Annotated in this window: 22 protein-coding genes and 5 pseudogenes; 11 read left to right on the forward strand and 16 right to left on the reverse strand. The window is 68.5% G+C overall.

Annotated features, from left to right (window positions below; translation table 11 throughout):
- Positions 1-28 precede the first annotated feature (28 nt).
- From AC067Z_RS32050 to AC067Z_RS32070, 5 genes and pseudogenes are all read right to left on the reverse strand, one after another.
- Positions 29-121, reverse strand: a pseudogene (locus AC067Z_RS32050) (IS5/IS1182 family transposase); the annotation flags it as partial.
- A 185-nt stretch (positions 122-306) separates the two neighbouring features.
- Positions 307-963 carry a class I SAM-dependent methyltransferase gene (locus AC067Z_RS32055; RefSeq protein ID WP_478793159.1) on the reverse strand — a complete coding sequence of 219 codons (657 nt, stop codon included), beginning with the start codon at positions 961-963 and terminating at the stop codon, positions 307-309.
- A 245-nt stretch (positions 964-1208) separates the two neighbouring features.
- Positions 1209-2759, reverse strand: a complete 1551-nt coding sequence (locus tag AC067Z_RS32060) for an ABC transporter substrate-binding protein (RefSeq protein WP_478793160.1) — start codon at positions 2757-2759, stop codon at positions 1209-1211.
- 947 nt (positions 2760-3706) lie between these two features.
- Complete coding sequence (locus tag AC067Z_RS32065) at positions 3707-4933, reverse strand: 4-hydroxybenzoate 3-monooxygenase (RefSeq protein ID WP_478793161.1); 1227 nt, start codon at positions 4931-4933, stop codon at positions 3707-3709.
- A gap of 386 nt (positions 4934-5319) precedes the next feature.
- A complete protein-coding gene (locus AC067Z_RS32070) occupies positions 5320-5922 on the reverse strand; it encodes a nuclear transport factor 2 family protein (protein WP_478793162.1) in 603 nt (200 codons plus the stop codon).
- A gap of 228 nt (positions 5923-6150) precedes the next feature.
- Between AC067Z_RS32070 and AC067Z_RS32075 the strand changes: the two genes are divergently transcribed.
- Positions 6151-8184, forward strand: a complete 2034-nt coding sequence (locus tag AC067Z_RS32075; RefSeq protein WP_478793163.1) for a calcium-binding protein — start codon at positions 6151-6153, stop codon at positions 8182-8184.
- A gap of 478 nt (positions 8185-8662) precedes the next feature.
- Here the strand turns inward: AC067Z_RS32075 and AC067Z_RS32080 are convergent, their stop codons facing one another.
- From AC067Z_RS32080 to eno, 5 genes and pseudogenes are all read right to left on the reverse strand, one after another.
- Positions 8663-9247 carry a GNAT family N-acetyltransferase gene (locus AC067Z_RS32080; protein ID WP_478793164.1) on the reverse strand — a complete coding sequence of 195 codons (585 nt, stop codon included), beginning with the start codon at positions 9245-9247 and terminating at the stop codon, positions 8663-8665.
- A 176-nt stretch (positions 9248-9423) separates the two neighbouring features.
- A pseudogene (locus tag AC067Z_RS32085) lies at positions 9424-9630 on the reverse strand (IS5/IS1182 family transposase); the annotation flags it as partial.
- Between the two features lie 282 nt (positions 9631-9912).
- Positions 9913-10692: a class I SAM-dependent methyltransferase gene (locus tag AC067Z_RS32090; protein WP_478793165.1), complete on the reverse strand. Its 780-nt coding sequence runs from the start codon at positions 10690-10692 to the stop codon at positions 9913-9915.
- A 148-nt stretch (positions 10693-10840) separates the two neighbouring features.
- Positions 10841-10978, reverse strand: a pseudogene (locus AC067Z_RS32095) (IS630 family transposase); the annotation flags it as partial.
- 239 nt (positions 10979-11217) lie between these two features.
- On the reverse strand, positions 11218-12525 hold the full coding sequence (gene eno / locus AC067Z_RS32100; RefSeq protein WP_478793166.1) for a phosphopyruvate hydratase: 1308 nt from the start codon (positions 12523-12525) through the stop codon (positions 11218-11220).
- A gap of 163 nt (positions 12526-12688) precedes the next feature.
- Between eno and AC067Z_RS32105 the strand changes: the two genes are divergently transcribed.
- The gene (locus AC067Z_RS32105; protein ID WP_478793167.1) at positions 12689-13111 is read left to right on the forward strand and encodes a MarR family winged helix-turn-helix transcriptional regulator; all 423 of its coding nucleotides are present in this window, start codon (positions 12689-12691) and stop codon (positions 13109-13111) included.
- A 322-nt stretch (positions 13112-13433) separates the two neighbouring features.
- Here the strand turns inward: AC067Z_RS32105 and AC067Z_RS32110 are convergent, their stop codons facing one another.
- Complete coding sequence (locus AC067Z_RS32110) at positions 13434-13838, reverse strand: hypothetical protein (protein WP_478793168.1); 405 nt, start codon at positions 13836-13838, stop codon at positions 13434-13436.
- A gap of 162 nt (positions 13839-14000) precedes the next feature.
- Between AC067Z_RS32110 and AC067Z_RS32115 the strand changes: the two genes are divergently transcribed.
- The gene (locus AC067Z_RS32115) at positions 14001-14246 is read left to right on the forward strand and encodes a hypothetical protein (RefSeq protein WP_478793169.1); all 246 of its coding nucleotides are present in this window, start codon (positions 14001-14003) and stop codon (positions 14244-14246) included.
- Positions 14247-14687: 441 nt separating this feature from the next.
- Here AC067Z_RS32115 and AC067Z_RS32120 read toward each other — a convergent pair whose 3' ends face one another.
- Positions 14688-15209, reverse strand: a complete 522-nt coding sequence (locus AC067Z_RS32120; RefSeq protein WP_478793170.1) for a GNAT family N-acetyltransferase — start codon at positions 15207-15209, stop codon at positions 14688-14690.
- A 203-nt stretch (positions 15210-15412) separates the two neighbouring features.
- Positions 15413-16909 (reverse strand): aromatic amino acid ammonia-lyase, encoded by a 1497-nt coding sequence (locus AC067Z_RS32125; protein ID WP_478793171.1) that lies wholly within the window; start codon positions 16907-16909, stop codon positions 15413-15415.
- A gap of 141 nt (positions 16910-17050) precedes the next feature.
- Here AC067Z_RS32125 and AC067Z_RS32130 point away from each other — a divergent pair, with 141 nt between their 5' ends.
- The 4 genes from AC067Z_RS32130 to AC067Z_RS32145 are packed head-to-tail and all read left to right on the forward strand — an operon-like array spanning position 17051 to position 20354.
- Positions 17051-18100 (forward strand): ABC transporter ATP-binding protein, encoded by a 1050-nt coding sequence (locus tag AC067Z_RS32130; RefSeq protein WP_478793223.1) that lies wholly within the window; start codon positions 17051-17053, stop codon positions 18098-18100.
- Positions 18097-18741, forward strand: coding sequence for an ABC transporter permease (locus AC067Z_RS32135; RefSeq protein WP_478793172.1), 645 nt, complete (start codon positions 18097-18099; stop codon positions 18739-18741). The genes AC067Z_RS32130 and AC067Z_RS32135 overlap by 4 nt, the downstream gene beginning before the upstream one ends.
- Before the next feature lies 1 nt (position 18742).
- A complete protein-coding gene (locus AC067Z_RS32140; protein WP_478793173.1) occupies positions 18743-19405 on the forward strand; it encodes an ABC transporter permease in 663 nt (220 codons plus the stop codon).
- A gap of 10 nt (positions 19406-19415) precedes the next feature.
- Positions 19416-20354 (forward strand): ABC transporter substrate-binding protein, encoded by a 939-nt coding sequence (locus tag AC067Z_RS32145; RefSeq protein WP_478793174.1) that lies wholly within the window; start codon positions 19416-19418, stop codon positions 20352-20354.
- Between the two features lie 142 nt (positions 20355-20496).
- Here the strand turns inward: AC067Z_RS32145 and AC067Z_RS32150 are convergent.
- Together AC067Z_RS32150 and AC067Z_RS32155 are read right to left on the reverse strand one after the other, a co-directional pair.
- Positions 20497-20601: pseudogene (locus AC067Z_RS32150) on the reverse strand (IS5/IS1182 family transposase); the annotation flags it as partial.
- Between the two features lie 126 nt (positions 20602-20727).
- Positions 20728-21216 carry a hypothetical protein gene (locus tag AC067Z_RS32155; protein ID WP_478793175.1) on the reverse strand — a complete coding sequence of 163 codons (489 nt, stop codon included), beginning with the start codon at positions 21214-21216 and terminating at the stop codon, positions 20728-20730.
- 387 nt (positions 21217-21603) lie between these two features.
- Between AC067Z_RS32155 and AC067Z_RS32160 the strand changes: the two genes are divergently transcribed.
- The 3 genes and pseudogenes from AC067Z_RS32160 to AC067Z_RS32170 form a co-directional block, all read left to right on the forward strand.
- Positions 21604-22371 carry an SDR family NAD(P)-dependent oxidoreductase gene (locus tag AC067Z_RS32160; protein WP_478793176.1) on the forward strand — a complete coding sequence of 256 codons (768 nt, stop codon included), beginning with the start codon at positions 21604-21606 and terminating at the stop codon, positions 22369-22371.
- A 39-nt stretch (positions 22372-22410) separates the two neighbouring features.
- The gene (locus tag AC067Z_RS32165) at positions 22411-22668 is read left to right on the forward strand and encodes a DUF5959 family protein (RefSeq protein WP_478793177.1); all 258 of its coding nucleotides are present in this window, start codon (positions 22411-22413) and stop codon (positions 22666-22668) included.
- A gap of 379 nt (positions 22669-23047) precedes the next feature.
- A pseudogene (locus AC067Z_RS32170) lies at positions 23048-23101 on the forward strand (hypothetical protein); the annotation flags it as partial.
- 44 nt (positions 23102-23145) lie between these two features.
- Here AC067Z_RS32170 and AC067Z_RS32175 read toward each other — a convergent pair.
- On the reverse strand, positions 23146-23484 hold the full coding sequence (locus AC067Z_RS32175; protein WP_478793178.1) for a helix-turn-helix domain-containing protein: 339 nt from the start codon (positions 23482-23484) through the stop codon (positions 23146-23148).
- Positions 23485-23960: 476 nt separating this feature from the next.
- On the opposite strand from AC067Z_RS32175, the gene AC067Z_RS32180 reads away from it, so the two are divergent.
- Entirely contained in the window at positions 23961-24335 is a 375-nt protein-coding gene (locus AC067Z_RS32180; RefSeq protein ID WP_478793179.1) for a hypothetical protein, read from the forward strand.
- The last annotated feature ends 76 nt before the right edge of the window (positions 24336-24411 follow it).

A 24411-nucleotide genomic window follows, 5' to 3' on the forward strand; every position in this document is an offset into this window, starting at 1 on the left:
CCGCACATTCACCGAGCCTTTTCCATCCTCAGTCTGAGCCGGCCAGATGCCGGCTGAGGATGGCCTGGACGAGCTTCGTGATCCGGGTGGTTGAGCACCGTAGCTTGCGCAGGAGTCGCCAGCGGGTGCCGAACTGGCGGCGATGATCTGCGAGCTGTCGGGTCAGGAGCCGCAAGTGTGAGCTGGACAGGTCGATCGCGGACGGGTGGACATGCACGACGAAGCTCCTGGCGAGACGATCGATCTTGGTCGTGAACTCGTCCATCGGGGGCTTCGCCACGTCAAGCCCCCGGGGCCCATCATCACCTAGCGGCGCGCCAGCAGCACTCCGCCGAGCGTGCGCGCGGCCGACGTGAGCGTGGGGTGGGCCTCGACGGTGAAGCCGGCCTCGCCGAGCCAGGCAGCCACTTGACTCGGCCGGCGGCGACGGACGTAGGACTCCGGCCAGCTCTCGCCGTTCCCCTGCGTCTTGGGCGGTGAGACGTCGCCGACGTGGAAACCCAGCAGCAGACCGCCGGGCCGCAGCACCCGACGGAAACCGGCAAGGACCGCGCCGATCGCGTCATCGGGGACGTGAATGATCGAGTACCAGGCGATCAGGGCGGCCAACGCACCGTCCGCAAGGTCGAGTTGAGTCATCGACCCCACCTCGAACCGCAGACCGGGATGCTCACGCCGCGCCACCTCGATCATCCGGGGCGACAGATCGATACCGAAGGCGTCCACGCCGAGGTTCCTCAGGTGGGCGGTGATCCTCCCGGGCCCGCACCCCACGTCCGCGACGGGCCCGCCGCCGTGCGCCCGCACCCACTCGGCGAACAGCGCCATGACCTCCCGCTCGGCCGGCAGTTCGGCCAGGAGGTTTCGCACCTCGTCCGCGTAGCTGTTGGCGTCGGCATCGTAGGACGCCCGGGTGTCCGCCAACCACCTCTCGGGCTCTGGGTCTTCCCGTCCGGTGCTCACACCCGCAGGTTAGGCCAGGAGCCAGTCGCCGCATCAAGCACCCGGGGCCACCGCACCTCCCCCACACACTGGCAGGTTGGAAAGGGCTCACTGTGTCGATCGCGGACCGAGTCCAGCCCAGCCTGACGTCGGCGCAGTACGTCGCGCACCACGCGATGGAGCTTGGCCCACACCCGGCCCTGAGAAACGACCTCTGAGCCGACCCCCCTGCCCGCCCATCCGTCCCCGCTTCCGTGAATCCGGGCTCAGACCCATCTCACCTCCCACAGGCGCCAGATCCCGTTGCCCTCGGCCAGGTGATGACCGCCGGTGACAGTGGCGCGGGTTACGACATGGTTCTTCTTCTGCCAAAGAGGGACCAGTGGAACATCCCGCGCGACCATATGCTGAATTGACCGGAACTGCGGGATGGTCTCCCCGCGATCGGTGTGTCGTTGTGTGTTCTGGATCGCCCTGTCGACCTCAGCTGAGGTGTATCCGTTGTGAAGGATGTTGCCTGTCTCCACCAATGGCTGCACGAAGTTGTCCGGGTCGGAGAAGTCGGGCGCCCATGCTGTGATGAAGGCGTCGAACTCGCCACGCTGCCACCGCTGTTGATAGGCACTCCAGTCAGCCTCCTCGACGAGCTCGACTTTGAACAGGCGGTCCGTCTCCAGTTGCCGCTTCAGTTCCCTCGCCTCCACGGCGGCGGTGCCGGTCTGATGGCCCAGCGCGATAAGCACTGGAGTGGTGATGCCGGCGGAGCGAAGGAGCTGTGCCGCGTACCGAGAATCCATCTCAGGGTATTCATCGAAGAACGCGGTGCCGTGACCGGTGACGCCTTGGGGGACGAGCGAGTACAGCGGCGTCACCGTGTGCCTGAACACCTCGCCTGCCAATCGTCCGCGGTCGACGAGGGCGGCGACGGCTCGGCGGGCCACGACGTCTTTCAAGGGATTCCGTGCGGCGCGCAGGTTGATCACGAAGTAGCGCGCTTGGGCGCTCTCCCCGATGGAGAGGCGGACGTCCGGGTCGCGGGGGTCGATCTGCGCCAGTGCTGCGGACGGCAGTCCGCCGTAAGCGACGTCGATGATTCGTCCTTTCCAGGCCCTCTCGACGTCCTGTGCCGTGGTGTAGTAGCGGATTTGTACCGGTGTGCCTTGCTCTGTCACGGCCCCCTTGTATGTGGGGTTCGGTTCGAGGTCGATCGCCTTCCCCTTGCGGTAGGAGGAGACAACATAGGGGCCAGAACCGACGATGCTTTCGCTCTCGCGGAGCTTGTCGGAGGGAAACTCGGCCGGATCGACGATCGAACCCGCTCCCGTGGCGATCTTGTAAGGCCATGTGGCGTCTGCTGTGCCGAGGTGAAATGTCACGAGAGAATCGCTGGCCCCCACTGAGCGCAGATTCGCGAACAGCGGGCTCGGCCCCAGGGGATGACGTATGCGCAGGATGCGATCGAACGAATGCTTCACCGCTCTGGCGGATACAGGTTGCCCGTTGGAGAACACCAAATCCTCGCGGAGTTCGCACTGATAGGTGGTGAGGGCAGAGTCGGTGAATCCGCATTTCTTGGCCGCGTCGGGCCTAGGGATGGGTGACCCTGCATCGAAGGTGAGCAGGCTCTGGTAGACGTTGTTGTACACGGCCAAGGATCCGCTGTCGTACGCCCCGGCAGGGTCGAAGCGCGTCAAGATGTTAGCCGTCCCGATGACGATCGGCCCTCGTTGCGCGTCCTTCGCCGGCAGTAGTTTGCAACTCCCGATCAGCAGTAACGCGACTGTCCCCGCTGCGATGCCCAGGCGGTTCGGCTTCAAGAGTATCGGTCTCCTCGTGTCAGGGGGCACGGCAACGAGCGGCCGCTTCGGGCGATCACGACCGTGGGAAATGTGCCGGCCCGGCAGCAGCTTTGGGGGTCTCCTGTACCGGACGAGCGCAGCTCGTTCTCCTGGGCTGCTGAACAGCCGCGGTGGGCCCTGGACAAGGATTGGGCAGCTCCAACTCCCTGTAAATCACTACGCATTTCCGGTTTCGGACAATGTCCTGTTCAGCCGGGACGGGTGCGGGCGCAGCAGGGCGGACGGCGCATTTCGCAGCGAATAGGCTCTGTTCTGTGCGGCATTCGCGGGATCTCGACGGGCCGTCGAAGCGTCATTTGCAGTCCCCACGCCGATGCTCCATCGTCGGCGTGGGAGGTACACGTGTTCCTGCTGGAGCCCGGCGGTCTCGGCCGGCTCGACAACGAGGCCAGGCTCGCCGACCGCGCGGGCGGGAGCCTGACTCGATGCCTCCCCGCCGAACTGCCTTGCGGCTACGCGCTCCTGTTCGGTCGACCCGAGCTCACCCGGCCGCAGCCGCGTGAGCGCGGGCACCATTCAGCGCCCGCCGTCCTGGCGCGACCTCGGGAGGTCGCTGCCCGCCGGCGCCCTGCCGAAGGACCCCGTGATCGCGCAGACCGAAGACCTGACGGTCGGCATCACCCGAGCCGACGGCTGTGTCACCGTGACCCGTGGCGGGGGGAGCTCGACGTCTGGACCGGGCCACGGCTCCAGGAAGCGCTGGGCATGGCCTCGGCGGACGGCGCTTGCTGGATCGATGTCGTCTTCACCCATGTGTCGATCTGAGGCTGCTTCGGGCTCGCGGCCGCCCTGCCCGCGCTGCACCGGGCGAAGACGACTGCGAAGAAGGAGGCAACCGGGCGGAAGCCCAAGGCGTTGTGAGCAACGGCGCCGTCCCTGCCGGCCTCCCGCGGGAGGCCGGCAGGTCAGTACGTGATGTCCTTACCGATGTAGAGCTCGGCGAACGCGGCCGCCGCCGTGGGCGATGCGAAGATGCGCCGCAGCCGGGCACCGGCGGTGCCGGTGCGGAAGCTGTCGCCCGACGAGGCCCCGTGCATCACCTCCGAGAGCCAGAGCGAGAACTCCTCGTACTGCCACACACGGCGCAGACAGGCGTCCGAGTAGCTGTTCAGACCGCCGTCGTCGCCCTTGCGGAAGTACGCGACGAGTGCGTCGGCGAGCAGGATCGCGTCGTGCAGGGCGAGGTTCATGCCCTTTGCCGCGATCGGCGCGGCGAGATGGGCCGCGTCGCCCGCCAGATACAGCCGACCGTACGACATCGGCTCCACTACGTAGTTGTGCATGTCCAGGACACGCTTCTCGATGAGCCGCCCTTCGGTGAGCGGGCGTGCTCCGTCCGCGGACAGTCGGTGGCGGAGTTCCGTCCATACGCGCTCGTGCGGCCAATTCTCCGGGTCGTCTCCGGGCGGGCACTCCAGGTAGTAGCGGGTGACTTCGGGGCTGCGCGCCATGTGGGCGGCGAAGCCGCGCGGATGGACGCCGAAGACGACGCAGTCCGAGGACGGCGGAGCCTCGGCCAGCAGGGCCAGCCATCCGATGCCGTAGTCGTGCCGGGCCACCATGGTGTGTTCCGGCGGCATGCAGGTGCGCGTCACACCGCGGGCGCCGTCGCATCCGGCCACCACATCGCAGTCGATGCGCAGGCGTTCGCCGGTCGCCGGGTCGGTGTAGGACACCGAGGGGTTGTCCGTGTCGATGGCGTGCAGCTCCACGTCGCGTACACCGAAGCGGACGTCCCCGCCCGCGTCGTCCCCGTCGTCCGCGTAGTGGCTCAGCAGGTCGGTCACCAGCAGCGGCTGGGGGTAGACGAAGTGGTGGCGGCCGGAGAGTTCGCCGTAGTCGAACCTGTGACGCTCGCCCTGGAAGCGGAACTCGAACTCGCTGTGTACTTGGGCGTGCTGCAGCAACCGATCGGCCAGCCCTCGCCGTTCGAGGGCGCGCACCGCCCACTCCTCGATGAACCCCGCTCGAGGCCGCTGTTCGATGAACTGTCTGCTCTCCGTTTCCAGCAGTACGCAGTCGACGGAGGCGGCGCGCAGGACGTTGGCGACGGTGAGACCGGCGGGTCCCGCGCCCACGACGACGACGCGGGTGCGCTGGGCGGCGGGCGAGGAGGAGGGAGCGTCAGCCATCCGAGCATTATGGCCAACCTCGACCAACAGAGCGACCGTCAACTTGACGCGGCCGTAAAGGGCCAGGCTTGGAGTCAGGGCACCGCTGTGGTGTGTGACCTCCTCCCGTGCGTGCCATCCACGGAATGGCACGCCGACCCGGCGCGCCTTGTACTCCACGAAGACGGCGAGCTGGTGGAAGCTCCACAAGTGCAGTTGCGGGACGCGAAGGTCTCGGCGGCGGCCGACGGGCAGCGAACGCGGCGTATCAACGTGATTCCGTGGCGGAACGCCTGGTCATGCGAAGGCCGTCCGCCTGCCCGGCGAATCCCCGGACGAGTGAGCGCGTGCGATGCGACGTTCGAGGACGGAGGTCAAAAGACAAGCTGAGCGAGCCCGCCGGACGATCAGTCGTCGAAGTAGGCCTTGGCAACGGCGTAACTGTCCTCGTAGAGGTGGTAGCGGGTGATCTGCCCGTCCCGGACCGTGGTGTGCAGGGCGAACGCGGTGTCGATGTCCCGGCCCGTCTTCTTGACCTCGGAGACCATGCGCCCGATGAGCACCACATCGTCGCCCTCGGCGATGACCTGGCGGAGGTCGAACTCCTTGGCCTGCACATGGGTCTGCAGCAGCCCGAAGAACGTCCGCATGTCCTCCGCCGATTCGACCTCCGGTACCCACGGAATACCCGGCGGGTGCGGGATCGAGAACGACACCGAGTCGGCGAACAGCGCCGCCGCCTCCGCACTCTTGCCCTCGGCGAGCAGCGGGAACAAGCGTTGCACAGTCTGCGCCGGTGACTCTGCTGTCATGCGTGCCGACCTTACAGGTCGGATATGCGGTGCAAGCCCATCAAGCAGGGTGAGTGTCGGCGCCGCCCGTGGACGCTGCGGCGCCGGGTGGCTGCGGGTCCAGGGGGTGCGGTCGGGGAGGGCGATGACGACGGCCTTGTCCATGTAGCGGACCTTGACCGGGTCGGGCTTGCGCTTGCCGTCGCGGATCAGGGCCATGCCGGGACGAGGCCGCACCCGCACCAGCCACTTCGCACGGCTTCGCCCCCTCGACCAAACGATCGACGGGGCGAAAAGGCGTAGGACCCCGAATTGACCAACAGCATCCAATGGCGGCGGGCGCCCTGTTGTGCGTGCTCACCCGCTCGGATTGATTCCTGCGTCCGATGAGGGCCACGCCGGTCGCGGCATGTGCCGTTGTGCGAGGCGCGCGGAAGGCTGTCGTGCATGCTTACACCTTTTGTGCGGTCGGCATGGCGCCGCCGGACCCTCCTGGGCCGGGCCGGGACCGTCGCGGCCACCGTGCTCGCCCTTGTCCTGACCCTGCCGGGCACCGCACTCGCGGCCCCGGGCGACCTCGATCCCGCCTTCGGCGGCGACGGCACCGTGCTCACCGGCTTCCCAGGCTCCACCGACGAAGCTCGCGCGAGCGACGTGGCAGTGCAGCCAAACGGCAAGATCGTCTCGGTCGGCTCCTCTGTCAACTACTCGGAGCTGGAGAGCCGCTTCGCGCTGACCCGCCACAACCCCGACGGCACCCCGGACACCAGCTTTGGCGACGGCGGCACGGTCACCACCCCCATCAACAACATGGCACCCGACCTCCAGTGGAGCGAGGCCCACGCCCTGGCGCTCCAGCCCGACGGCAAGATCATCGTGGTGGGCCACAGCTGGAAGGCGTACGAGAACTGCTGCTGGTTCACCGTGGCCCGGTACAACTCCGACGGCACGTTGGATTCGACTTTCGGCGGCGGCGACGGTCGGGTGTTCACCACCATCGGGGCCCCGGACGAGGCCCGGGACGTGGCGGTGCAGCCCGACGGCAAGATCGTGGTCGTCGGCACCAGCGGCGGAACGGTCGCGGTGGCCCGCTACAACGACGACGGCAGCCCGGACGCGAGTTTCGGCGGCGGCGACGGCCAGGTGAGTTACGACCCGGCGCCGGAGCTGCCCGTGGAGGGCGGCGACGGCCGCGCCCTGGCGCTCCAGCCCGACGGCAAGATCGTGGTCGGGGGCCAGGTAGGGTCGACCCGCTTCGACTTCGCCGTCCTCCGGCTCAACACCAACGGCTCCCTGGACACCGGCTTCAGCGGCGACGGCATCGAGCGCACCGACTTCGGTGACTACGAGTCCGTCGAGGGGCTCGCGCTCCAGCCCGACGGCAAGATCGTGGCCACCGGCACCAGCGGCGGAAGGGTCGCCCTGGCCCGCTACAACCCGGGCGGCACCCTGGACACGAGCTTCGACGGCGACGGCAGGGTGCTCACCTCCGGAGGCAGCGCCGCTGACGTGAAGCTGCAGCCGGGCGACGGCCGCATCATCATCGCCGGAAGCGTCGGGCCCGGCGGCGACTTCGCCGTCCGGCGCTACAACCCCGACGGCAGCCAGGACAGCGGCTTCGGCACCGGGGGCCTCGCGACCGCGGACTTCGGCGGCGGCGACGCGGCCCAGGGCGTAGCGCTCCAGTCCGACGGCAAGATCGTCGCCGCCGGCTGGGGCGGCCCCGGCACCGAATTCGCCCTGGCCCGCTTCGAGGGCGGCGGCACACCGCCCGCCATGGACCTGTTGTCGGTCACGAAGACCGGTCCCACCACGGCCAGCATCGGTGACCGGGCCACGTTCACGGTGACCGTGACCAACAACAGCACGACGACCGCCGCCACCGGCGTCTCCCTGTCCGACACGCTCACCGGCGTCGCCGCCTCGGTCGTCTCCGCGACCACCACCTCGGGGACCTGCACCACCACCGCCACGAGCGCGAGCTGCTCCCTGGGCACCCTCGCCCCCGGGGCCGGCGCCACGGTGACGGTCGCCGCCGAGCCCCGGGCCACCGGCACCCTCACCGACCGAGCCACGGTCAGCGCCACGCAGACCGACCCGGTCTCCGGCAACAACACCGCCACATGGACTACCACGGTCAACAACGCCCGCGGCTGCACCCGCATCGGCACCAGCGGCAACGACACCATTAACGGCACCTTCGGCAACGACGTGATCTGCACCCTCGGCGGAAACGACACCGTCAACGCGAGCTCCGGCAATGACACCGTCCACGGCGGCCACGGCAACGACCGCCTGGACGGCGGCAACGGCAACGACACTCTCAACGGAGGCCCCGGCAACGACAACCTGATCGGCAACATCGGTAGCGACAACCTCAACACCGTCGACAACGTCTCTGGCAACGACACCGCCAACGGCGGCAGCGGCACGGACACCTGCACCACGGACACGGGCGACATCCGTATCAGCTGCCCCTGACCCGCACCTCCTCCACGACACGGGCCCCGCACGCCGTTGGACGCTGTTGGCCAATTCGGGGTCCTACGCCTTCTTCGCCCCGTCGATCGTTTGGTCGGCGGGGCGAAGTCGGGGCTTGAACATCGGAACGAAAACCGGCGCCAAGCTCTGCCGGGCCCGGGCTCCGGAGGAGTTTGCAGGGAAGGCTTCGAGTGGGCTGTCAGCGTCTGGCGGAACTTGTCACGACCCGGAAGGTCATTGCGGAACTCGCCCCGACCGGGACCGAATCCGAACCGCCTGAGTTGACCACCGCCTACCAGGTCGTCCTGAACGCCTTCAACACCCACCCCGATCAGGCGTTCCGGGTCCGTGATCTACACGAACTCCTCGGCATGCCCACCGACGACCCGGCCATGAACGTCACCCGCAGCCGCCTTGGACGCCTCACCCGTCAAGGCTTCCTCACTCAACCTGGACGCGGCCTCTGCCAGAGATGGACTCAACGCCGCTCTTCGCGGGCTGGAATCGGCACGGCCGCCGGCCGCCACTCTCGCCTGATCAACCCGAACACCCACGAGTCGGATACCTCGCCGTTCACGACGCAGTCCTCCCGCAACGTCCCTTCACACATGAATCCGATCTTCTCCAGGACCCGGGCAGATGCCACGTTGCGCGTATCGGCCTCGGCCTGAACCCGATTCAGGTCCAGTGTGTCGAATGCCCACTGCAGCAAGGCGTGCGCGGCCTCCGTCGCGTAACCGTGTCCCCACATCGCTTCGTCGAGGACGTAGCCCAACGACGCGCTGCGGAAGTCCGGGTTCCATCCGGTCAGACCGCACCAGCCGACGAAGGCCCCGTCAGAAGCGCGGTCGATGGCCACCCGGGCCCCGGTGCCTTCGTCCGCCATCTTCCGGCACATGTTGATGAAGCGTTCGGCGCGGGCCCGTTCGTTCCACGGCGGGGAGTCCCAGTAGCGCATCACGTAGGTGCTGCTGTGCAGGGCGAAGAGCAGGTCCGCGTCGGCGTCGGTGAAGGGGCGCAGTCGCAGGCGAGCGGTGTGCAGTATGGGGGTGGCCAAAGTCATGCGCACCATCTTGTGTCCTCATGGGGCGGGCAGAAACCGAATATCCGATCCCGGTCGGATCCTCACGACCAAGGCTCCGCCTACCAGCAGATCGTGCACGGCACGACTGGCCGAATCCGAGCGGGCAGCATTGTCCTCGTAACCTCAGCCCAGCTCAACGAACAGCCCGACCACCGAGCGAGGTTGTGGAGGCGGGCGATGCCGAGCATGGCGTGGTGGACGCCGTCGCCCTTCAGACGGCAGTCGCGAGGATCTTCCAGGTCTTCATGCGGGCCCAGGTGTGCTCGACTCGGGGCGCGTACTTCGCGGTGGGAGGCATTGTGGGCTTCCTGCCCGCCGGCCCGTGACCGTCGATGAGACGTGGAGCTACCGGAATGCCCACCGCGACGAGCTGCACCTTCATGAAGTCCGGGATCCGCCAGGCCACAACGTCCCGTCCGGCTTGCGTGACATGGTTGAGACCGGCCCACTCAGTAGCTGGTCATACGTCGCAATCGAACGATCCTCTTCGGTCGGCTGCGGTCCTGACCCTGTCGAGCCGGCCTCTGCTCGGAGCACGGCCGCACTTGCGGGACAGCCCTTGGGCGCATGCCGCCCGCGACCCAGCGGTTGAAGGACAAGCTGAGGTCTGCCGAGTTTCCAACCATCTCGTTGTACCTGATGCTTCACAGCCGCCGGACGCGCAGCACGCCGGTCAGCATCGGGAGAGTGAACTCGCCGCGGGCGGTCTCCGGTCTACTCGCGAGGAAAGCGCGGATCCGGCCCAGCGTGGCCTCTTGTTCCTGTACTGGCATGACCAGCATCCCCGCGCGCGTCGCGATGGTGGCGACGAGAGAGTCGGCGGTGCGGCTCTGTCCGTGCGGGAACTCTGCCTGCTCCGGCGAGCCGAACCGGGCGGCCACACCAGTCTTCGAAAGGTGCATGTCGGCCGTTTCGGCGCGCCAACTGGCGGGCGTGTCACGCGGGCCGATGGCCGCGCTCCCGCTGACCCCCGCGAGCCCGGAAACCCACTCGACCCGGTCGTCCATGACGTTCCACAGGCCGGCCAGGATGCCGCGGGGTGCGAGGACCCTGGCGATCTCGGGTCCCGCGACGGCCATGTCGAACCAATGCATGGCGTTGCCGGCCAGCACCGCATCGACGGACGCGTCCGGTAGCGGTATCGCCTCGGCACCACCCGACAGGGCACGGACAGCCGGCAGCGAGCGGCGCAGCTCGGTCAGCATCGCCGGGTCGGGCTCGACTGCGATGACTTCGGCACCCAGCTCGACCAGCGTGGCGGTCAGCTTGCCGGTTCCGGCGCCGAGGTCGAGCACGCGCGGGCCGGGCGCGGGGTCGAGCGCCCAGCGCACGGCGGCCTGCGCGTAGTCCGGACGGTGCTCGGCGTATGCGACCGCCGCTGCGCCGAACGACGAGGCGTGAAGGAGCCGTTCATCCTGGTCCACGCGGTTACGCTAACGGTGCTGCCGGTGGTCGGCTACCCCGCATCACCACTTCGGCGACGGCCACCCGACGGCGCTGACACGGCTTGTCCTGTAAAGGATCTGCGAGTCGAGGCAGACGCGGTGGCAAGGGCATCGTGCTCATCGTCGACGGCATGCCCTGCGCGGGCAGCAGTACCATCCGGGCCCGCCGCCAGGTCACCACCGGCCCGGTGCCCCTGCGAATGATCCGCAGCAACCGCGTGCCCTTGTCATCATCGATCTCACGCACGCGTACTCGTTCTGCCACCTGCACAGAATGACGGTCACGCGCCGCCCGGAACAGAACCGAGCAGCGCGTCCCATCACGGCAGGGCGAACGATGCCTGATCCGGCACTGGTCGGCTCCATTCGACCGGCCGTGCCGACCGGTCCGGGACGGCGCAGGTCACACGGGGGTGACCAGCCCAGGAAGACTTGTCTTCCCGATACGCGTGCGGGCCCCCGATCGATCTGGGGGCCCGCGTGGCCTCTACCTCTGCCTGCTGTTCACGCCCGACGCAGTGCGGAGCGGCCCGCGAAACGCGCCGATGCGCCCAACTCCTCTTCGATCCGAATCAGTTGGTTGTACTTCGCCGTGCGGTCGGAGCGGGAGAGCGAGCCGGTCTTGATCTGACCGCAGCCGGTCGCCACCGCCAGATCCGCGATGGTGGTGTCCTCCGTCTCGCCCGAGCGGTGCGACATGACAGCCGTCCAGCCCGCCTGGTGGGCCGTGGCCACCGCGGCCAGGGCCTCGGTCAGGGTCCCGATCTGATTGACCTTGACCAGGACCGAGTTGCCGACGCCGGTGCGGATGCCCTCGCGCAGCAGCGTCTCGTTGGTGCAGAACACGTCGTCGCCGGTGAGCTGACAGCGGTCGCCGACGCGGGCGGTCAGCTCGCGCCAGCCATCCAGGTCGTTCTCCGCCATCGGGTCCTCGATGGAGACGACCGGGTAGGCGTCGATGAGCTTGGCCAGGTAGTCGGCGTTCTCGGAGGGGGTGCGGCGCACCCCCTCGCCCGCGTAGTCGTACACCCCGTCGCGGAAGAACTCCGACGACGCCGGGTCCATGACCAGGCCGATGTCCGTGCCGGGGCGGTAGCCGGTGCGCTCGATGGCGGTCATCACGAAGTCGAGCGCCTCCTCAGCGGTACGCAGCGCGGGCGCGAAGCCACCCTCGTCGCCGACGCCCGTGGAGTGCCCGGCGGCCAGCAGATCGCGGCGCAGGGTGTGGAAGACCTCGCTGCCCATGCGGACGGCTTCGGCGAAGGTGTCCGCGCCCACGGGCGCGATCATGAACTCCTGGAAATCCAGCGGATTGTCGGCGTGGGCGCCGCCGTTGACGATGTTCATCATCGGCAGCGGCAGGAGGTGGGCGTCGGCGCCGCCGAGGTAGCGGTAGAGGGGCTGGCGGTGTGCCGCCGCGGCGGCCTTGGCGGCGGCGAGGGAGAGGCCGAGGATCGCGTTGGCGCCGAGCCGGGACTTCGTGGCGGTGCCGTCGAGGGCGACCAGCGCGGCGTCGAGACCCGCCTGGTCCCCCGCGTCCCGGCCGCGCACGGACGCCGCGATCTCCCCGTTGACGTGGGCCACCGCGCGGTCGACGCCCTTGCCGTGCCAGCGCGCGGAGTCTCCGTCGCGCAGTTCCACGGCCTCCCGGGCACCGGTGGAGGCGCCGGAGGGGACAGCCGCGCGCCCCAAGGACCCGTCCGCCAGGACGACGTCGACCTCGACCGTGGGGTTGCCCCGGCTGTCGATGATCCGGCGGGCGGTGACGGTCTCGATGGCGGCGTTGACGGTTCCGACTGCCTCTGCGGACATGGGAGTTCCTCCCCGTTGTCGTATGCCGTGGCCCCGGCTGCGACAACGCTGGCGCTGAGCCCGACAACGCCAAACCCTACAGCAATGCTGTTCAGTTTTGCTGTACAGCATTGCTGTGCAGGTCAGGTGCACAGCCTTGCTGACCAACGGGGTAAAGTGCCCTATGCCCACCTCGGAAGCCGCCGCCATCGCCGCCGAACTGCGCACCGCGATGGGCAAGCTCACCCGACGCGTCAAACACGAGGACCGCATCCCGCTGGGCCAGGCCGCCGTGCTCGGGGCACTCGACCGCAACGGCGCCATGACCACCAGTGACCTCGCCGCCGATCAGCGCGTACGCCCCCAGTCGATGGCCCGGGCGGTGGGGCTGCTCATGGAACAGAACCTGATCACGCGCCGGGCGCATCCCACGGACGGCCGCAAGTCGCTGGTCGAGCTGTCGGACGCGGGCCGGGCCGCGCTCGAAGCGGAGCGCGGCCGCAGGGCCGGTTGGCTCGCGCAGGCCATCGAGGCCGAACTCACTGATGACGAGCGGGCGTTGCTGGCACGGAGCGCCACCCTGCTGGAGCGGCTCGCCACACGCTAGCCCCCGACAGGCAGCGTTCGCCCCGTCGCGACGCCCGGCACGCGCCCCCAAGCTCTCGGCTTCGCTCGAGCAGGGAGGTACCCGCCGAAAGCCCGAGTGCGTCCAGCGTCCAGTACGAGGACTTCCGGCCGGCACGCCGAGAGCACGCACCGCGGTGACACAGCCGCTCCGCGGCGGGCGCTCCTTCACGGGCAAACGTTGCCTGCCGGGGCACCAGCTCACGCCGGATGGGCGCACCCCCGGTGAGCGGGCAGCCTCGTCTTCACCAGATCGAAGATCATTTACGGGACAGCCCTTGGTGCACTTGTCGGGGCGGAGACGCTCAGAGCGTGTCGAATGCCGCCTGGAACGCGTCCGCCGTGGGGGCTATGAGAGCCGCCTTCCCCTGGAGGTCCGCAGGAAGATGACGGCGGTCGTCCTCGTGGAAGATCAGCGCACCACCGTCCTGGGGCACGATCGAGGCCCCGAGGGCTGCCCCCAGACGGGCGAGCACGCCGCTCATCGCGCCACGGGCGAAGTGAGTCGCCGTCACGCACGACATCCCGTCCTCGTCTTGGGACACGTGGTAGAGGTCCGCCTCGCCCCCGTCCTCCGCGCGGAGCTGGGAGAAGCCCTCCTCCGGGCCGCCCGCCACCACGTACGGCTCCGTCACCTGCCGGAACCGTTCGGCATCCAGGGCGACGACCTCACCGTCCACGAACCGGAGCAGGAAGATGCTGTAACTCACGGGCACACTCTGCCATCACCATGATTCGCCGGACAGGCCCCAGTCCCCGTGGTTTCCCGCCCTGTCGGGCTCACGAGCGGCACTCGATGGCCTCTTTGCCGGGGCGTAGGCATGCGACGGACAAGGGCACGGCAGACTGCCGCCATGTGGATACTGGTGGCAGTGACGACGCTGCTCTTCGTGCTCGCGTCGGTCTCTGCGATTTTCCAAGCTCGCAAGGGCCAGTGGTGGACCGCTGTCGCGGTCTTTCTGCCTTCCCTCGGTGTGGCCGCGCTGCTTGGTGGCTTGGAGTGGCAGAGCACGCCGCTCTTCTGGCTGGCTTTCATGTTGGTAGTGGCCGGCTTCGGCGCGGAGGCCATGGCCTACTGGAGAACTCGAACGGCTGCCAGGGGGCAGGTGGACCAGTGAGCGCGGCCACGTGTCGAGTTCGGTGGACTCTCCATGGCCGAGGCAAGCCAGAGGCCCTTCTGCCCGGTTGAGACCCTGGCCGTCCGCAGGACTTGAACCTGTGGCGTCATCCCTATCAGGTCCGTCATCTTCGCGAATTGCTACCACCACACCGACCGAGACCACGATGCCGGACAGACGTGATCTTCGGTGCGTGGGGCGACGGGCCCGACAAGTGGAGCGATCACGTTGCCTTCGCCTGCCGTGTCGGTCCAGTGGTGGGGCAGACCACGCCTGCCTCAACCCTGGTGACCGCCGGCCTGGCCCACCCCGATGGGCCGCTTTTCGGGCTCAAGCTCGATCGCGAAGCCGCGTTGCAGCACCAGCGGCTGAACGAGTTCTGGCAGGTCTCAGACTTCATCCCGGAGAACGACCCGTTGGTGCGGGGCACATCTACGGCCGCTAGGAGCGTGGGTCAGCATTCGTCGTCGTGTCGGTCCAGGCGATCTCGAAGTACCTGACGCGTTCGTCTTGTCCGGCCGGCCGCATGCCGGCTGCCGTCATGACGTGATGGGACGCGATGTTGTCGTGGTCGGCGTCGCCTTTCACGCAGGTGACGCCGCGTGCCCGCGCGAACAGCAGCAGTCCGCGGAGGGCTTCGGAGGCGTATCCCTTGCCCCGCGCCGACGGGATTAGGCCGTAGCCAATCGTGACGCTGCCGTTCGCGTCCGCAGGTCCGTGGAAGCCCAGGCCGCCGATCGCCTGACCGTCCTCGCGGCGACGGATCTCATAGTTACCGAACGGCTGGGGACTACCGGTGTCCGCGCAGGTGCCCAGGAAGCGCCTGGCGGCGGACACGTCCCCAGCGGTGGGGTATCCGGGCGCCCATCGGGCGCCGCCACCCGACTCGCCCGCCACCACTCGCTCAGCCTCGCTGACCGTCATCGGATGAAGCACGAGCCGCGCTGTCACAAGATCGCCCATGGCAGGGAGGAGTATCACGCGGGGCGACCAGACCGCACTCGGATTATCCGACCGGGCAAGCCCCGCCTCCAGTTGTTGACCGTAGGTACGGATGAGTCGCGGAATGAGCGGTGGGGAGCGGGCCGATCGTCGATCGGAGCCGGTCCGGCTCCGCGTCATGACCGGCCGCGTGGCGTGGGCTGGTGCGGCCGTCCTGTCCTTGGTCATCGCGACTGTGCTTCCCCCAAGGAGGCAAAGTGATCGAGCAGGTCGGCGGCTGTCTGTACGTCGTCGGTGAGAGGGCGGTCTGCGTGGCTGTCGTCGAGAACCGTTTCGGCCAGTTCGAAGGCCTGGCCCACCGGGAGCTTCGCGTTGGGCCGTATGTCTCGCTGGCGCAGCGCGCGTACGGCGGCGACGAGTTCGCAGCCGACGACGAGCCGGAAGGCTCGTGCCGTGCGCAGCGTCTGCCGCCCGGCCAGCGAGGCGAAGCTGGCCTGCTCCTCGACTCCGCGGGAGAGTACGGCGTGTCCGAGGGACGCGGGTGCGGAGAAGGCCCGCAGATCGCCGAGAGCTGCCCCGGCGGCGTACTCGAGAATCATCACGCCGGAGCTCGCCGATTCGCCGTCGGCGAGGAATGGGTTGAGCCTCGTGTAGGCGGGTTCGTTCAGCGCTGCCAGACGCGAGGTGGACAGCCGCGCAGTCTGGGTGATCGCGAGTCGGAAGTGGTCGAGAACCAGGGCGAGTTGCGCCATGTAGAAGCCGCCGTGGTGGTAGGCGGCCATGTCGTCGGGGCAGATCAGCGGGTTCTCGGCGGCCGCGTTGATCTCGATGTCGAGGGTGCGCTCCAGAGCGTCTGCTGCGTCGTGCGTGGGTCCGTGGATCTGCGGGAGGCAGCGGAATCCGTAGGGGTCCTGGATCCGGCCGAGTGGCGGGTTGGGCCGGTCGGGGGCGCCCAGCAGTCGGCGCATTCGCGCGGCTGAAGCATGGGTGCCGGGGTGGGGGCGGGCTGCGTGCACGGGCTCGGCGTACGCCTCGAAGGAGCCGTCGACGGACAGGAGTGACAGTGCGGCGACCAGTTCGGTGGCGGTGACGAGCGCGCGGAGTTCGTCGAGGGCGAGGGCGGCCTGCCCGAGGGTGAGGGCGTTGGAGCTGATGAGCGCAAGGGCGTCATTGTTGTCGAGGGGCTGGGCTTCGATGGATGGGCTTCCTTGCCAGGGGTGTTCACCGGCGAGTGCCAGACCCATCTGGGCCAGGGCCGCGATGTCGCCTGTGCCGACCGAGCCGAACTCGTTGATCACGGGGTGAACGCCGTTCTCCAAGGCCTGGCACAGCGCGGTGACGACGCCGGGCCGCAGGCCGGCCCCGCCGGCGAGGAGTTGATTGGCGCGGACGGCGAGCATGGCGCGGACCTCGCGGGCCGGGAGCGGATCCCCGATCGCGCCGGCGTGGGAGCGGAGCAGTCGCAGTCCATGGTCGGCGGCGGCTTCGGTGGGCACGTCCGCATTCCGGTTGGCACCCACGCCGGTCGAGCGTCCGTAGACCCTGCCGGACGCCGCGAGTTCTCGGGCGATGTTCCAGGAGAGTCCGACCTGTTGGAGCGCGGCCGGCTCCGGCGCGGGACGGGCGGCTCCGTTGGCAATCCGCACGACGTCCGCAGCCCGCAGGTTGTTTCCGTCGAGGACCACGGTATCAGTGCGAGAGTCCACTATTTGAGATGCCATACGGCGCAACTCCTCCCTTTTTAGCGGGTCCGTCTTGCCTGTCGGGCGCTCGTTACGAGCGATTTACACAGAGGCATTGACAAGATATTCAGCCACCGAGAACCCTGCATGACTATATACAGCCCCGGCAAGGGACGAGTGATGATCAACTTCGAAGCAGTGAACAAGCGATTCCCCAACGGCACCACGGCAGTCCACGACCTCTCCCTGGAGATGGAGCAAGGGGGTATCACCGTCCTCGTCGGATCTTCCGGATGCGGCAAGACCACCACCCTTCGCATGATCAACCGCATGGTCGAGCCGACCTCGGGCACCATCAGCGTCGGCGGCAAGGACGTCCTGTCCCAGGATGCGGCGGAACTACGCCGCTCCATCGGATACGTCATCCAGCAGGCCGGTCTCTTCCCCCACCGCACGATCCTCGACAACATCGCAACAGTGCCACTGCTGTTGGGCTGGGGGCGGAAGAAGGCCCGCAGGCGAGCGGCCGAACTCCTCGAGACCGTCGGCCTGCCGACCGAGAGCGGCAAGCGCTACCCCCACCAGCTCTCCGGCGGCCAGCAGCAGCGCGTCGGCGTGGCTCGCGCCCTGGCCGCCGACCCGCCCGTGCTGTTGATGGACGAACCCTTCGGCGCGGTCGACCCGGTCGTGCGTACGCAGCTCCAGGATGAACTGCTGCGCCTGCAGAAGGAGTTGCACAAGACCATAGTCTTCGTCACGCACGACATCGACGAGGCCGTTCGACTGGGCGACCGGATCGCCGTGTTCCGTACCGGCGGCCACCTCGTCCAGTGCGCTTCGCCCGAAGAGCTCCTGGCCCGCCCTGCCGACCCGTTCGTCGCCGACTTCCTCGGTGCGGAGCGAGGGCTGAAACTGCTGTCGCTGTCCACACTGGCCGGTGTTCCACAAGAGCCTGCGCCCGTCGGAGGGGACTGGGAACTGGCCGTGGACGCGTCCGGTAGCCCGCTCGGCTGGCGCGACAAGGACGCAGGCGACACCGCTGATCTGCTGCCCGTACGCCCGCTGCGCGACACGGACTCCCTGCTGTCCGCCCTCAACGAATCCGTCGCCTCGCCGGCCGGCCTGGTGGCCCGCGTCGACACGGACGGAGTCCTGACCGGCGTCACCACGCGGGAGGAAATCCACGACCGGGCAGGCACCGCGCACTCCTCCGCGAGGGCTGCCGCATGACCTTCGAATGGTCATGGGTCTCCGAACATGCGGGCGACCTCACCACCCTGACCCTCTCCCACCTCCAAGCCGCCCTGTCCGCCGTCCTCCTCGGACTGCTCATCTCCGTGCCCCTGGCCGTCCTCGCACACCGCGTGCGCCCCCTCAGGGGCTTCGTCCTCGGTCTGTCGAACGTCCTGTTCACCATCCCCTCCATCGCCGTCTTCGTCCTGCTCCTCCCGGTCTCCGGACTGACCCGGACCACCACCGTCATCGGCCTGACGATCTACACCCTCGTCGTGCTGCTGCGGAACACCGTCGAAGGACTCGACTCCGTGCCGGCGAAGACCAAGGAAGGCGCCAAGGCGATGGGCACCCGCCCCCTGCGCAGCCTGCTGACCGTGGAACTGCCGCTCGCCCTGCCCGTCATCATGGCCGGGGTGCGGATCGCGACCGTGATGTCGATCTCCCTCGTCAGCGTCGCCACCTACATCGGCGACGGCGGCCTCGGCCAGTTGTTCACCGATGGCTTTCAGCGCAACTTCCCCACCCCCGTCGTCGTCGGCGTCGTCCTCACACTCCTCCTCGCACTGATCGCGGACGCGCTGCTCGTCGCCCTGCAGTACGCACTCACCCCCTGGACCAGGAAGCGCAGGGCCTGAGATGTACGAGCTCCTCAAGAACCTCGGGTCCTGGCTGACCAGCAGCGCACAGTGGTCAGGCGCGGACGGCATCGGCCACCGGCTCGCCGAACACCTGCAGTACTCACTCCTCGCGACGCTGATCGCCGCCCTGATCGCGCTGCCCATCGGCCTGCTCATCGGCCACACCGGCCGCGGCGCGTTCCTGGCCATCAACCTGTCCTCGTTCGGCAGGGCCCTGCCGACCGTCGGCCTCGTCGTCCTGGTCTTCCTCGCCAGCGGACTGTCCATGACACCCGTCTACGTGGCCCTGGTCGCCCTTGCCGTGCCCTCGATCGTGACCAACACCTACGCCGGCATGACCGCCGTCGACCCGGACGTCAAGGACGCCGCCCGCGGCCAGGGCATGCGCGGCCACCAGGTCCTGCTGCAGGTCGAAGTCCCGCTCGCCCTACCGCTGATCATGACAGGGCTGCGACTCGCGCTCATCCAGGTCGTGGCAACAGCCACCATCGCCGCATACGTCAGCTTCGGCGGACTCGGCCGCTACGTCTTCGACGGCCTCGCACAGCGTGACCTTGTGCAGGTACTCGGCGGAGCCGTGCTCGTGGCGGTCGTTGCCGTCGTGCTCGACCTCGCGCTCGCCGGCCTCCAGCGTGTCCTCTTCAGCAACCGCCCCGCCTAAGGACTCCCCCATGAACCGACGCACCCTGCTCGGCGCCATGTTCGCCGCAGCCTCCGTTCCCGCGCTCGCCGCCTGCAGCGGCGGCATCACCTCCCTCGAAGGCCAGGGAGGGGACATCTCGGGCGGCGGCTCCAGCAAGGACGGTGTCACCATCGGCACCGCGAACTTCACCGAGAACCAGATCCTCGGATTCCTGTACGCCGCCGTGCTCGAGGACGCAGGCGTGAAGACGACGGTCCGCCCCAACCTCGGCACCCGCGAGATCCTCATCCCCGCACTGCGGGGTGGAGACATAGACCTGCTCCCCGAGTACCAAGGAGCACTCCTGCACTACCTCGACCCCAAGGCGAAGGCCACCGAAGAGGGCGAGATGCAGAACGCTCTCGCCGTCGCGCTGCCGGCCGGCCTGCAGATCCTCCCGTACGGCCTGGCCGAGGACTCCGACGCCTTCGCCGTCACCCGCGAGACCGCGGACAGGTACGGTCTCAAGACGCTCGCCGACCTTGCCGAGCACAACGGCAAGCTGGTCATCGGCGCGGCACCCGAGGTCAAGAAGCGGGTCGTCGGCGCGGTAGGACTCAAGGACGAATACGGAGTCGAATTCAAGGAGTTCAAGTCTTTGGACTCCTCCGGGCCTCTGGTCAAGGGCGCGCTGAAGAAGGGCGATGTCGACGTCGCGAACCTGTTCACCACCGACACGGACATCGCCGCCGAGGGTTGGGTGGTGCTTGCCGATCCGAAGAACCTGATTCCCGGCCAGCATGTTGTGCCCCTGATCGCCGACCGCAAGGCGGACTCCACCGTGCGAAGGGCGCTCGCCCGGCTCGGCGCCCAGCTGACCACCGAGCAGCTGACCGAACTCAACAGGCAGGTCGACAAGGACAAGAAGGACCCGGAGGACGTGGCGAACACGTGGACCGAACAGCATGGCTTCGCGCGTAGCCATTAGGACTCTTCCGGCCGGCGTGAACCGGGTGCCGATGGCGTCCTTGACGACATGACGATTGAGGGCTGAGGGTCGCCGAGGACGAGTGGTGCTTGATGGTCAGGGACTCGTGGCGGTTGTTCCCGGTGGAGCAGCTGTTGGAGTCCCTGCCCGGTGCGTCAGCGAGGTGGATCGTCGTGGTCAGTCCGCCGCGGGACCGGGCGATGGCGTGATCGTGCGGCTCGTCGGCCGGGGCCCTGCTTCGGAGTCCGGTCCGGAGCAACGGCTCGATCCGCGCCCGCTGCACATCAGTTGACGACTCCCCCGGACCAACGATCCGATGATCCGAACGAAACGACCTGCCTTTGGTGGTCCTCGCACGGTCGGTGGCCCGCGCCTACCAGGTGAGTTCGAGGGCTCCGCCCACCGGCAGGGCGTGCCAGCGGTCCGCGTACTCGTCGAGGCGGGTCACGATGCGGTCGACGACCGGGGGGACCTCGTCGGCGCGTACATACGCCGGGAGGGCCTTCGCGTGGCCGCGGCGTACCTCCCAGACCGGCACCGCGATGCCCGCCAGTTCCTCCGAGCGCTCCATGTCCGCCCGCGCCTGCGGGGACGACGTCATCGGCTTCGACTTGCGGCGGCGTGCCGCCTTGTTCCGCTCGGCGGGGTCCGCGGGCCAGAACAGGCCGTTGTCACCGGTGGCCAGTCGCCCGTACACCCCGAGCTTGATCCCCGCCTCCGCCTCGACCAGGAAGTGCACCAGGTCGTGCGGCAGGTACGGATGTCCGCCGGGGCCGTTGCGCGGGGCCAGCGCCGCGCCGGTCTCGCGGTGCACCGCGATGTCGTAGCTCGTACCGGGACCCTTGGTGAAGACGATGCGCATGGCCGGCACGTTAGGCGCCGGGCCCGCACCCCCGCACCCCGTTTTCCACCGGCCTCAGCCCAGCCGCACGACCGCCGCGCCCCCGTCCGGGTCCGCCGTCGTCCGGTGCGGCGGCGGGCGTCGTACTCCTCGTCGTCGCGCAGCACGAACGACTTGCGCCGGTGCTCCAACTCTCAGCCCTGCCGCACTACCCGACATGGCGGCATGTCCAGCGGAATGATCTCTCTCGACACTTGGCGTGAGAGATTTGATGCCTGATGCCTATGGTCGCGGACCGTGCGAGAACGCTGTTGGACGCCTGATCGCAGCAGCTACACCCCGGATCGCCGACGCCGTCGGCATCTCCACGCCTTTACGAGCATCGCTGAACAGAGGGGCCCAGCTTCCATGGATCTACCCGCATCAGGCCGGCGCGTCCTCGTCAGCGGAGCCTCCAGGGGTCTCGGCCGCGCCGTGGCCCAGGCCTTCGCAGTCAACGGCGACCGGGTCGCCGTCCACTACAACTCCCGCGCCGACGAGGCCCGCGAGACCCTCGACTCCCTCGAGGGCACCGGCCACGTCCTCACCGGCGGGGACCTGGCCGATCCGGCAGGCGCGGCGACGGTGGCGGACGCAGCGGCCGAGGCACTCGGTGGAATCGACGTGCTGGTGAACAACGCGGCCGTCAACATCCGCCATCCACTGCCGGAAACTCCCTACGAGGAGTGGGTCGCCGTCTGGCAGCAGCATGTCGCCGTGAATCTACTCGCCACGGCGAACCTGAGCCACCTCGCAGCGCGGCGCATGATCGAGCAGGGCGGAGGCGGGAGGATCGTCAACATCGGCTCCCGGGGCGCCTTTCGCGGCGAACCGGACCACCCCGCCTACGGCGCGACAAAGGCCGCCGTCCACTCCCTCGGCCAGTCCCTCGCGGTCTCCCTCGCCCCGCACGGCATCGGCGTCGCCTCCGTCGCCCCCGGCTTCTTCACCACGGAACGCGTAGCCCCCCGCCTCACGGGCCCCGAAGGCGACGCCATCCGCGCCCAGAGCCCGTTCCACCGCGTGGCCGGCCCCGACGAGATCGCCGCGGCCGTCCTCTGGCTCGCCTCCCCCGCGGCGGAATGGTCCTCGGGCGCCATCCTCGACCTCAACGGCGCGTCCCACCTGCGAACCTGACGACCACACGCCCGGGAACGCCCCCCGAACTGAAGTCTCGTGGATTCGTCGTGCCTTGACGATCTGCGCGCGGTACCCCTGACTTCACCGCAGGATCTGCGCCGGGCCGCCGCAGAGCATGGGACTCTCGCTGTCCGTGTCGAAGATCCGAGCAGTTCGTGCGTCTCCGTGTCCCGTCCCATGAACCTTGAAGAGGGCTGGATCGACAAGCAGTGGAAGCTACTCGGGCAGGCACGGCAGGAGTGGCCGAGCGAGGTGCTGGAGTCCTCACCAGGTGTCGACGAGTGGCGGCGCTGAAAGAAAGAGCCGGCCCCCTTCGACGCGCGGTGGAGCAGGACAGGAGCAAGCGAAGATCATTACCTGCACGAGTGTTCTCACATGACGAGTTGACGCCACCCGGACCACATCGGTCAGCACCATCCTGACCGGCGGCTTCGTCGCAGCGGCGCCCGCCGTGGTCTCCCGCTGGACCTGCTTGCCGACCTGACCGGCATGGGCACGCTCGCCGCGTTCGCACACGCCTCGCGCCCAGCAGACCCGCGGTTTTCACCTCTGCCCCCGGTGCCCGGTGCGCCTCGCGACTGCAGGGTGAACGGGTGGGGGCCCATGCCGACCGCCCTCGGGGAAGCGCGGAGATCCGGGTGATGGGCGACGGCGTCACCTACGCCGCCCCGAGCTGATCACCCACCACGCCGAGGACCACGATTACGTGCCCCCGGCCGAATTCGTCGAGGCAGTGCTTGCGGCACGGCCGACCCGATCCCCCGAACGAGGTCAGTCGGAGTCGTCGTGCCGTTCGGCCGCGGCTCGGCGGAACTCCGCGTTGATGCGCTGGGCCTCCTCGAGTTGGTCCTCGAGGATGACGATGCGGCAGGCCGCCTCGACGGGCATTCCCTGGTCGACCAGTTCGCGGGCGCGGCTGGCGATCCGCAGCTGGTAACGGGAGTACCGGCGGTGCCCGCCCTCCGAGCGGAGCGGGGTGATGAGACGGGCCTCACCGATGGCACGGAGGAAGCCTGGGGTGGTGCCGAGCATCTCGGCGGCCCGTCCCATGGTGTAAGCGGGGTAGTCGTCGTCATCCAGACGACCACTGAGCGGAGTGTCTGCCGTCATTCTCACCTCGTTGATCAACGCGTCGAGGGGCCCTGGTGCCGTACGGCACCAGGGCCCCGAAGGAAATTCAACACCATCTGTCGGCCCTACTGCTGCGCCGACCTACTGTTTCCGCTCACCCGCCCGGGAGAGGGCGGGAGTGCGGGGATCGAGGATGCGTGACCGGGGACCACCTTCCCTTCAGGGGTCTTGCGGTACCCGGGGCTGATCATCATCGCCCGGGCGATCCTGATGGCGCCTGCTTCCTCCGTTTCCTCGGCTGGGTCAGTCACGTACGAACATCGCTACTGCTGCCCGCCAGTTCGTGTCTGCCGGGCCTCATTGACTGCGTCTACGAGAGAAACCCTAGCCACGGGACACCGCAATGTCTACTCTCGCCACAGTAGATTTTCGAGTCCGAGGGTCGAGGTAATCTGAGTCTCGAACGGCGGTGCGGTCCCGGCCCGGCCGGGCGGGCCGATGCATAGACTCAGCTCATGTCGCACACTGACCAACTGCTCGTCGACGTCGCCGCCATGGTGGAGACCGAGCAGAGCAATCAGATGTCCCTGACCGTGATCACCGGCGGCGCTGTCATCACCGGACGGCTGGCTCCCGAAGCCGTGTGGAGGGCGCGCGTGTCGGAGGTCCTCAGGGATTCGGACCGCCTCGGCCCGTTCTCCACGGTCTTCACGGCGGACCGGGCGCACGACGGGCCCGACCGCGGCGAGCAGCCCACGCATCTGCACTTCCACGTCGCCCGGATCCTGCAGGGGAGCATCGGCATCCCCGAGACGGGTGGGATGTACCGGGTGGCGATCAAGGACGTCACCGGCTGGACCGTCGGCGACTTCAGCTACTCCGACCACTGAGCCACCGGTAGCCCGCCCACGTGGCGGCCCGGTCCTGTGCGCCGGACGCCGACGCACTGAGGGCTCGACCGGCGCG

Source organism: Streptomyces sp. NPDC043812 (assembly GCF_056436245.1).

Bases quoted from the DNA above. Each gene is read 5' to 3' on its own strand.
- AC067Z_RS32065 (WP_478793161.1), bottom strand. From the start codon at position 4,933: ATGGCTGACGCTCCCTCCTCCTCGCCCGCCGCCCAGCGCACCCGCGTC.
- AC067Z_RS32070 (WP_478793162.1), bottom strand. From the start codon at position 5,922: ATGGCCCTGATCCGCGACGGCAAGCGCAAGCCCGACCCGGTCAAGGTC.
- AC067Z_RS32075 (WP_478793163.1), top strand. From the start codon at position 6,151: ATGCTTACACCTTTTGTGCGGTCGGCATGGCGCCGCCGGACCCTCCTG.
- AC067Z_RS32080 (WP_478793164.1), bottom strand. From the start codon at position 9,247: ATGACTTTGGCCACCCCCATACTGCACACCGCTCGCCTGCGACTGCGC.
- eno (WP_478793166.1), bottom strand. From the start codon at position 12,525: ATGTCCGCAGAGGCAGTCGGAACCGTCAACGCCGCCATCGAGACCGTC.
- AC067Z_RS32105 (WP_478793167.1), top strand. From the start codon at position 12,689: ATGCCCACCTCGGAAGCCGCCGCCATCGCCGCCGAACTGCGCACCGCG.
- AC067Z_RS32120 (WP_478793170.1), bottom strand. From the start codon at position 15,209: ATGGGCGATCTTGTGACAGCGCGGCTCGTGCTTCATCCGATGACGGTC.
- AC067Z_RS32125 (WP_478793171.1), bottom strand. From the start codon at position 16,909: ATGGCATCTCAAATAGTGGACTCTCGCACTGATACCGTGGTCCTCGAC.
- AC067Z_RS32130 (WP_478793223.1), top strand. From the start codon at position 17,051: ATGATCAACTTCGAAGCAGTGAACAAGCGATTCCCCAACGGCACCACG.
- AC067Z_RS32135 (WP_478793172.1), top strand. From the start codon at position 18,097: ATGACCTTCGAATGGTCATGGGTCTCCGAACATGCGGGCGACCTCACC.
- AC067Z_RS32140 (WP_478793173.1), top strand. From the start codon at position 18,743: ATGTACGAGCTCCTCAAGAACCTCGGGTCCTGGCTGACCAGCAGCGCA.
- AC067Z_RS32145 (WP_478793174.1), top strand. From the start codon at position 19,416: ATGAACCGACGCACCCTGCTCGGCGCCATGTTCGCCGCAGCCTCCGTT.
- AC067Z_RS32155 (WP_478793175.1), bottom strand. From the start codon at position 21,216: ATGCGCATCGTCTTCACCAAGGGTCCCGGTACGAGCTACGACATCGCG.
- AC067Z_RS32160 (WP_478793176.1), top strand. From the start codon at position 21,604: ATGGATCTACCCGCATCAGGCCGGCGCGTCCTCGTCAGCGGAGCCTCC.
- AC067Z_RS32175 (WP_478793178.1), bottom strand. From the start codon at position 23,484: ATGACGGCAGACACTCCGCTCAGTGGTCGTCTGGATGACGACGACTAC.
- AC067Z_RS32180 (WP_478793179.1), top strand. From the start codon at position 23,961: ATGTCGCACACTGACCAACTGCTCGTCGACGTCGCCGCCATGGTGGAG.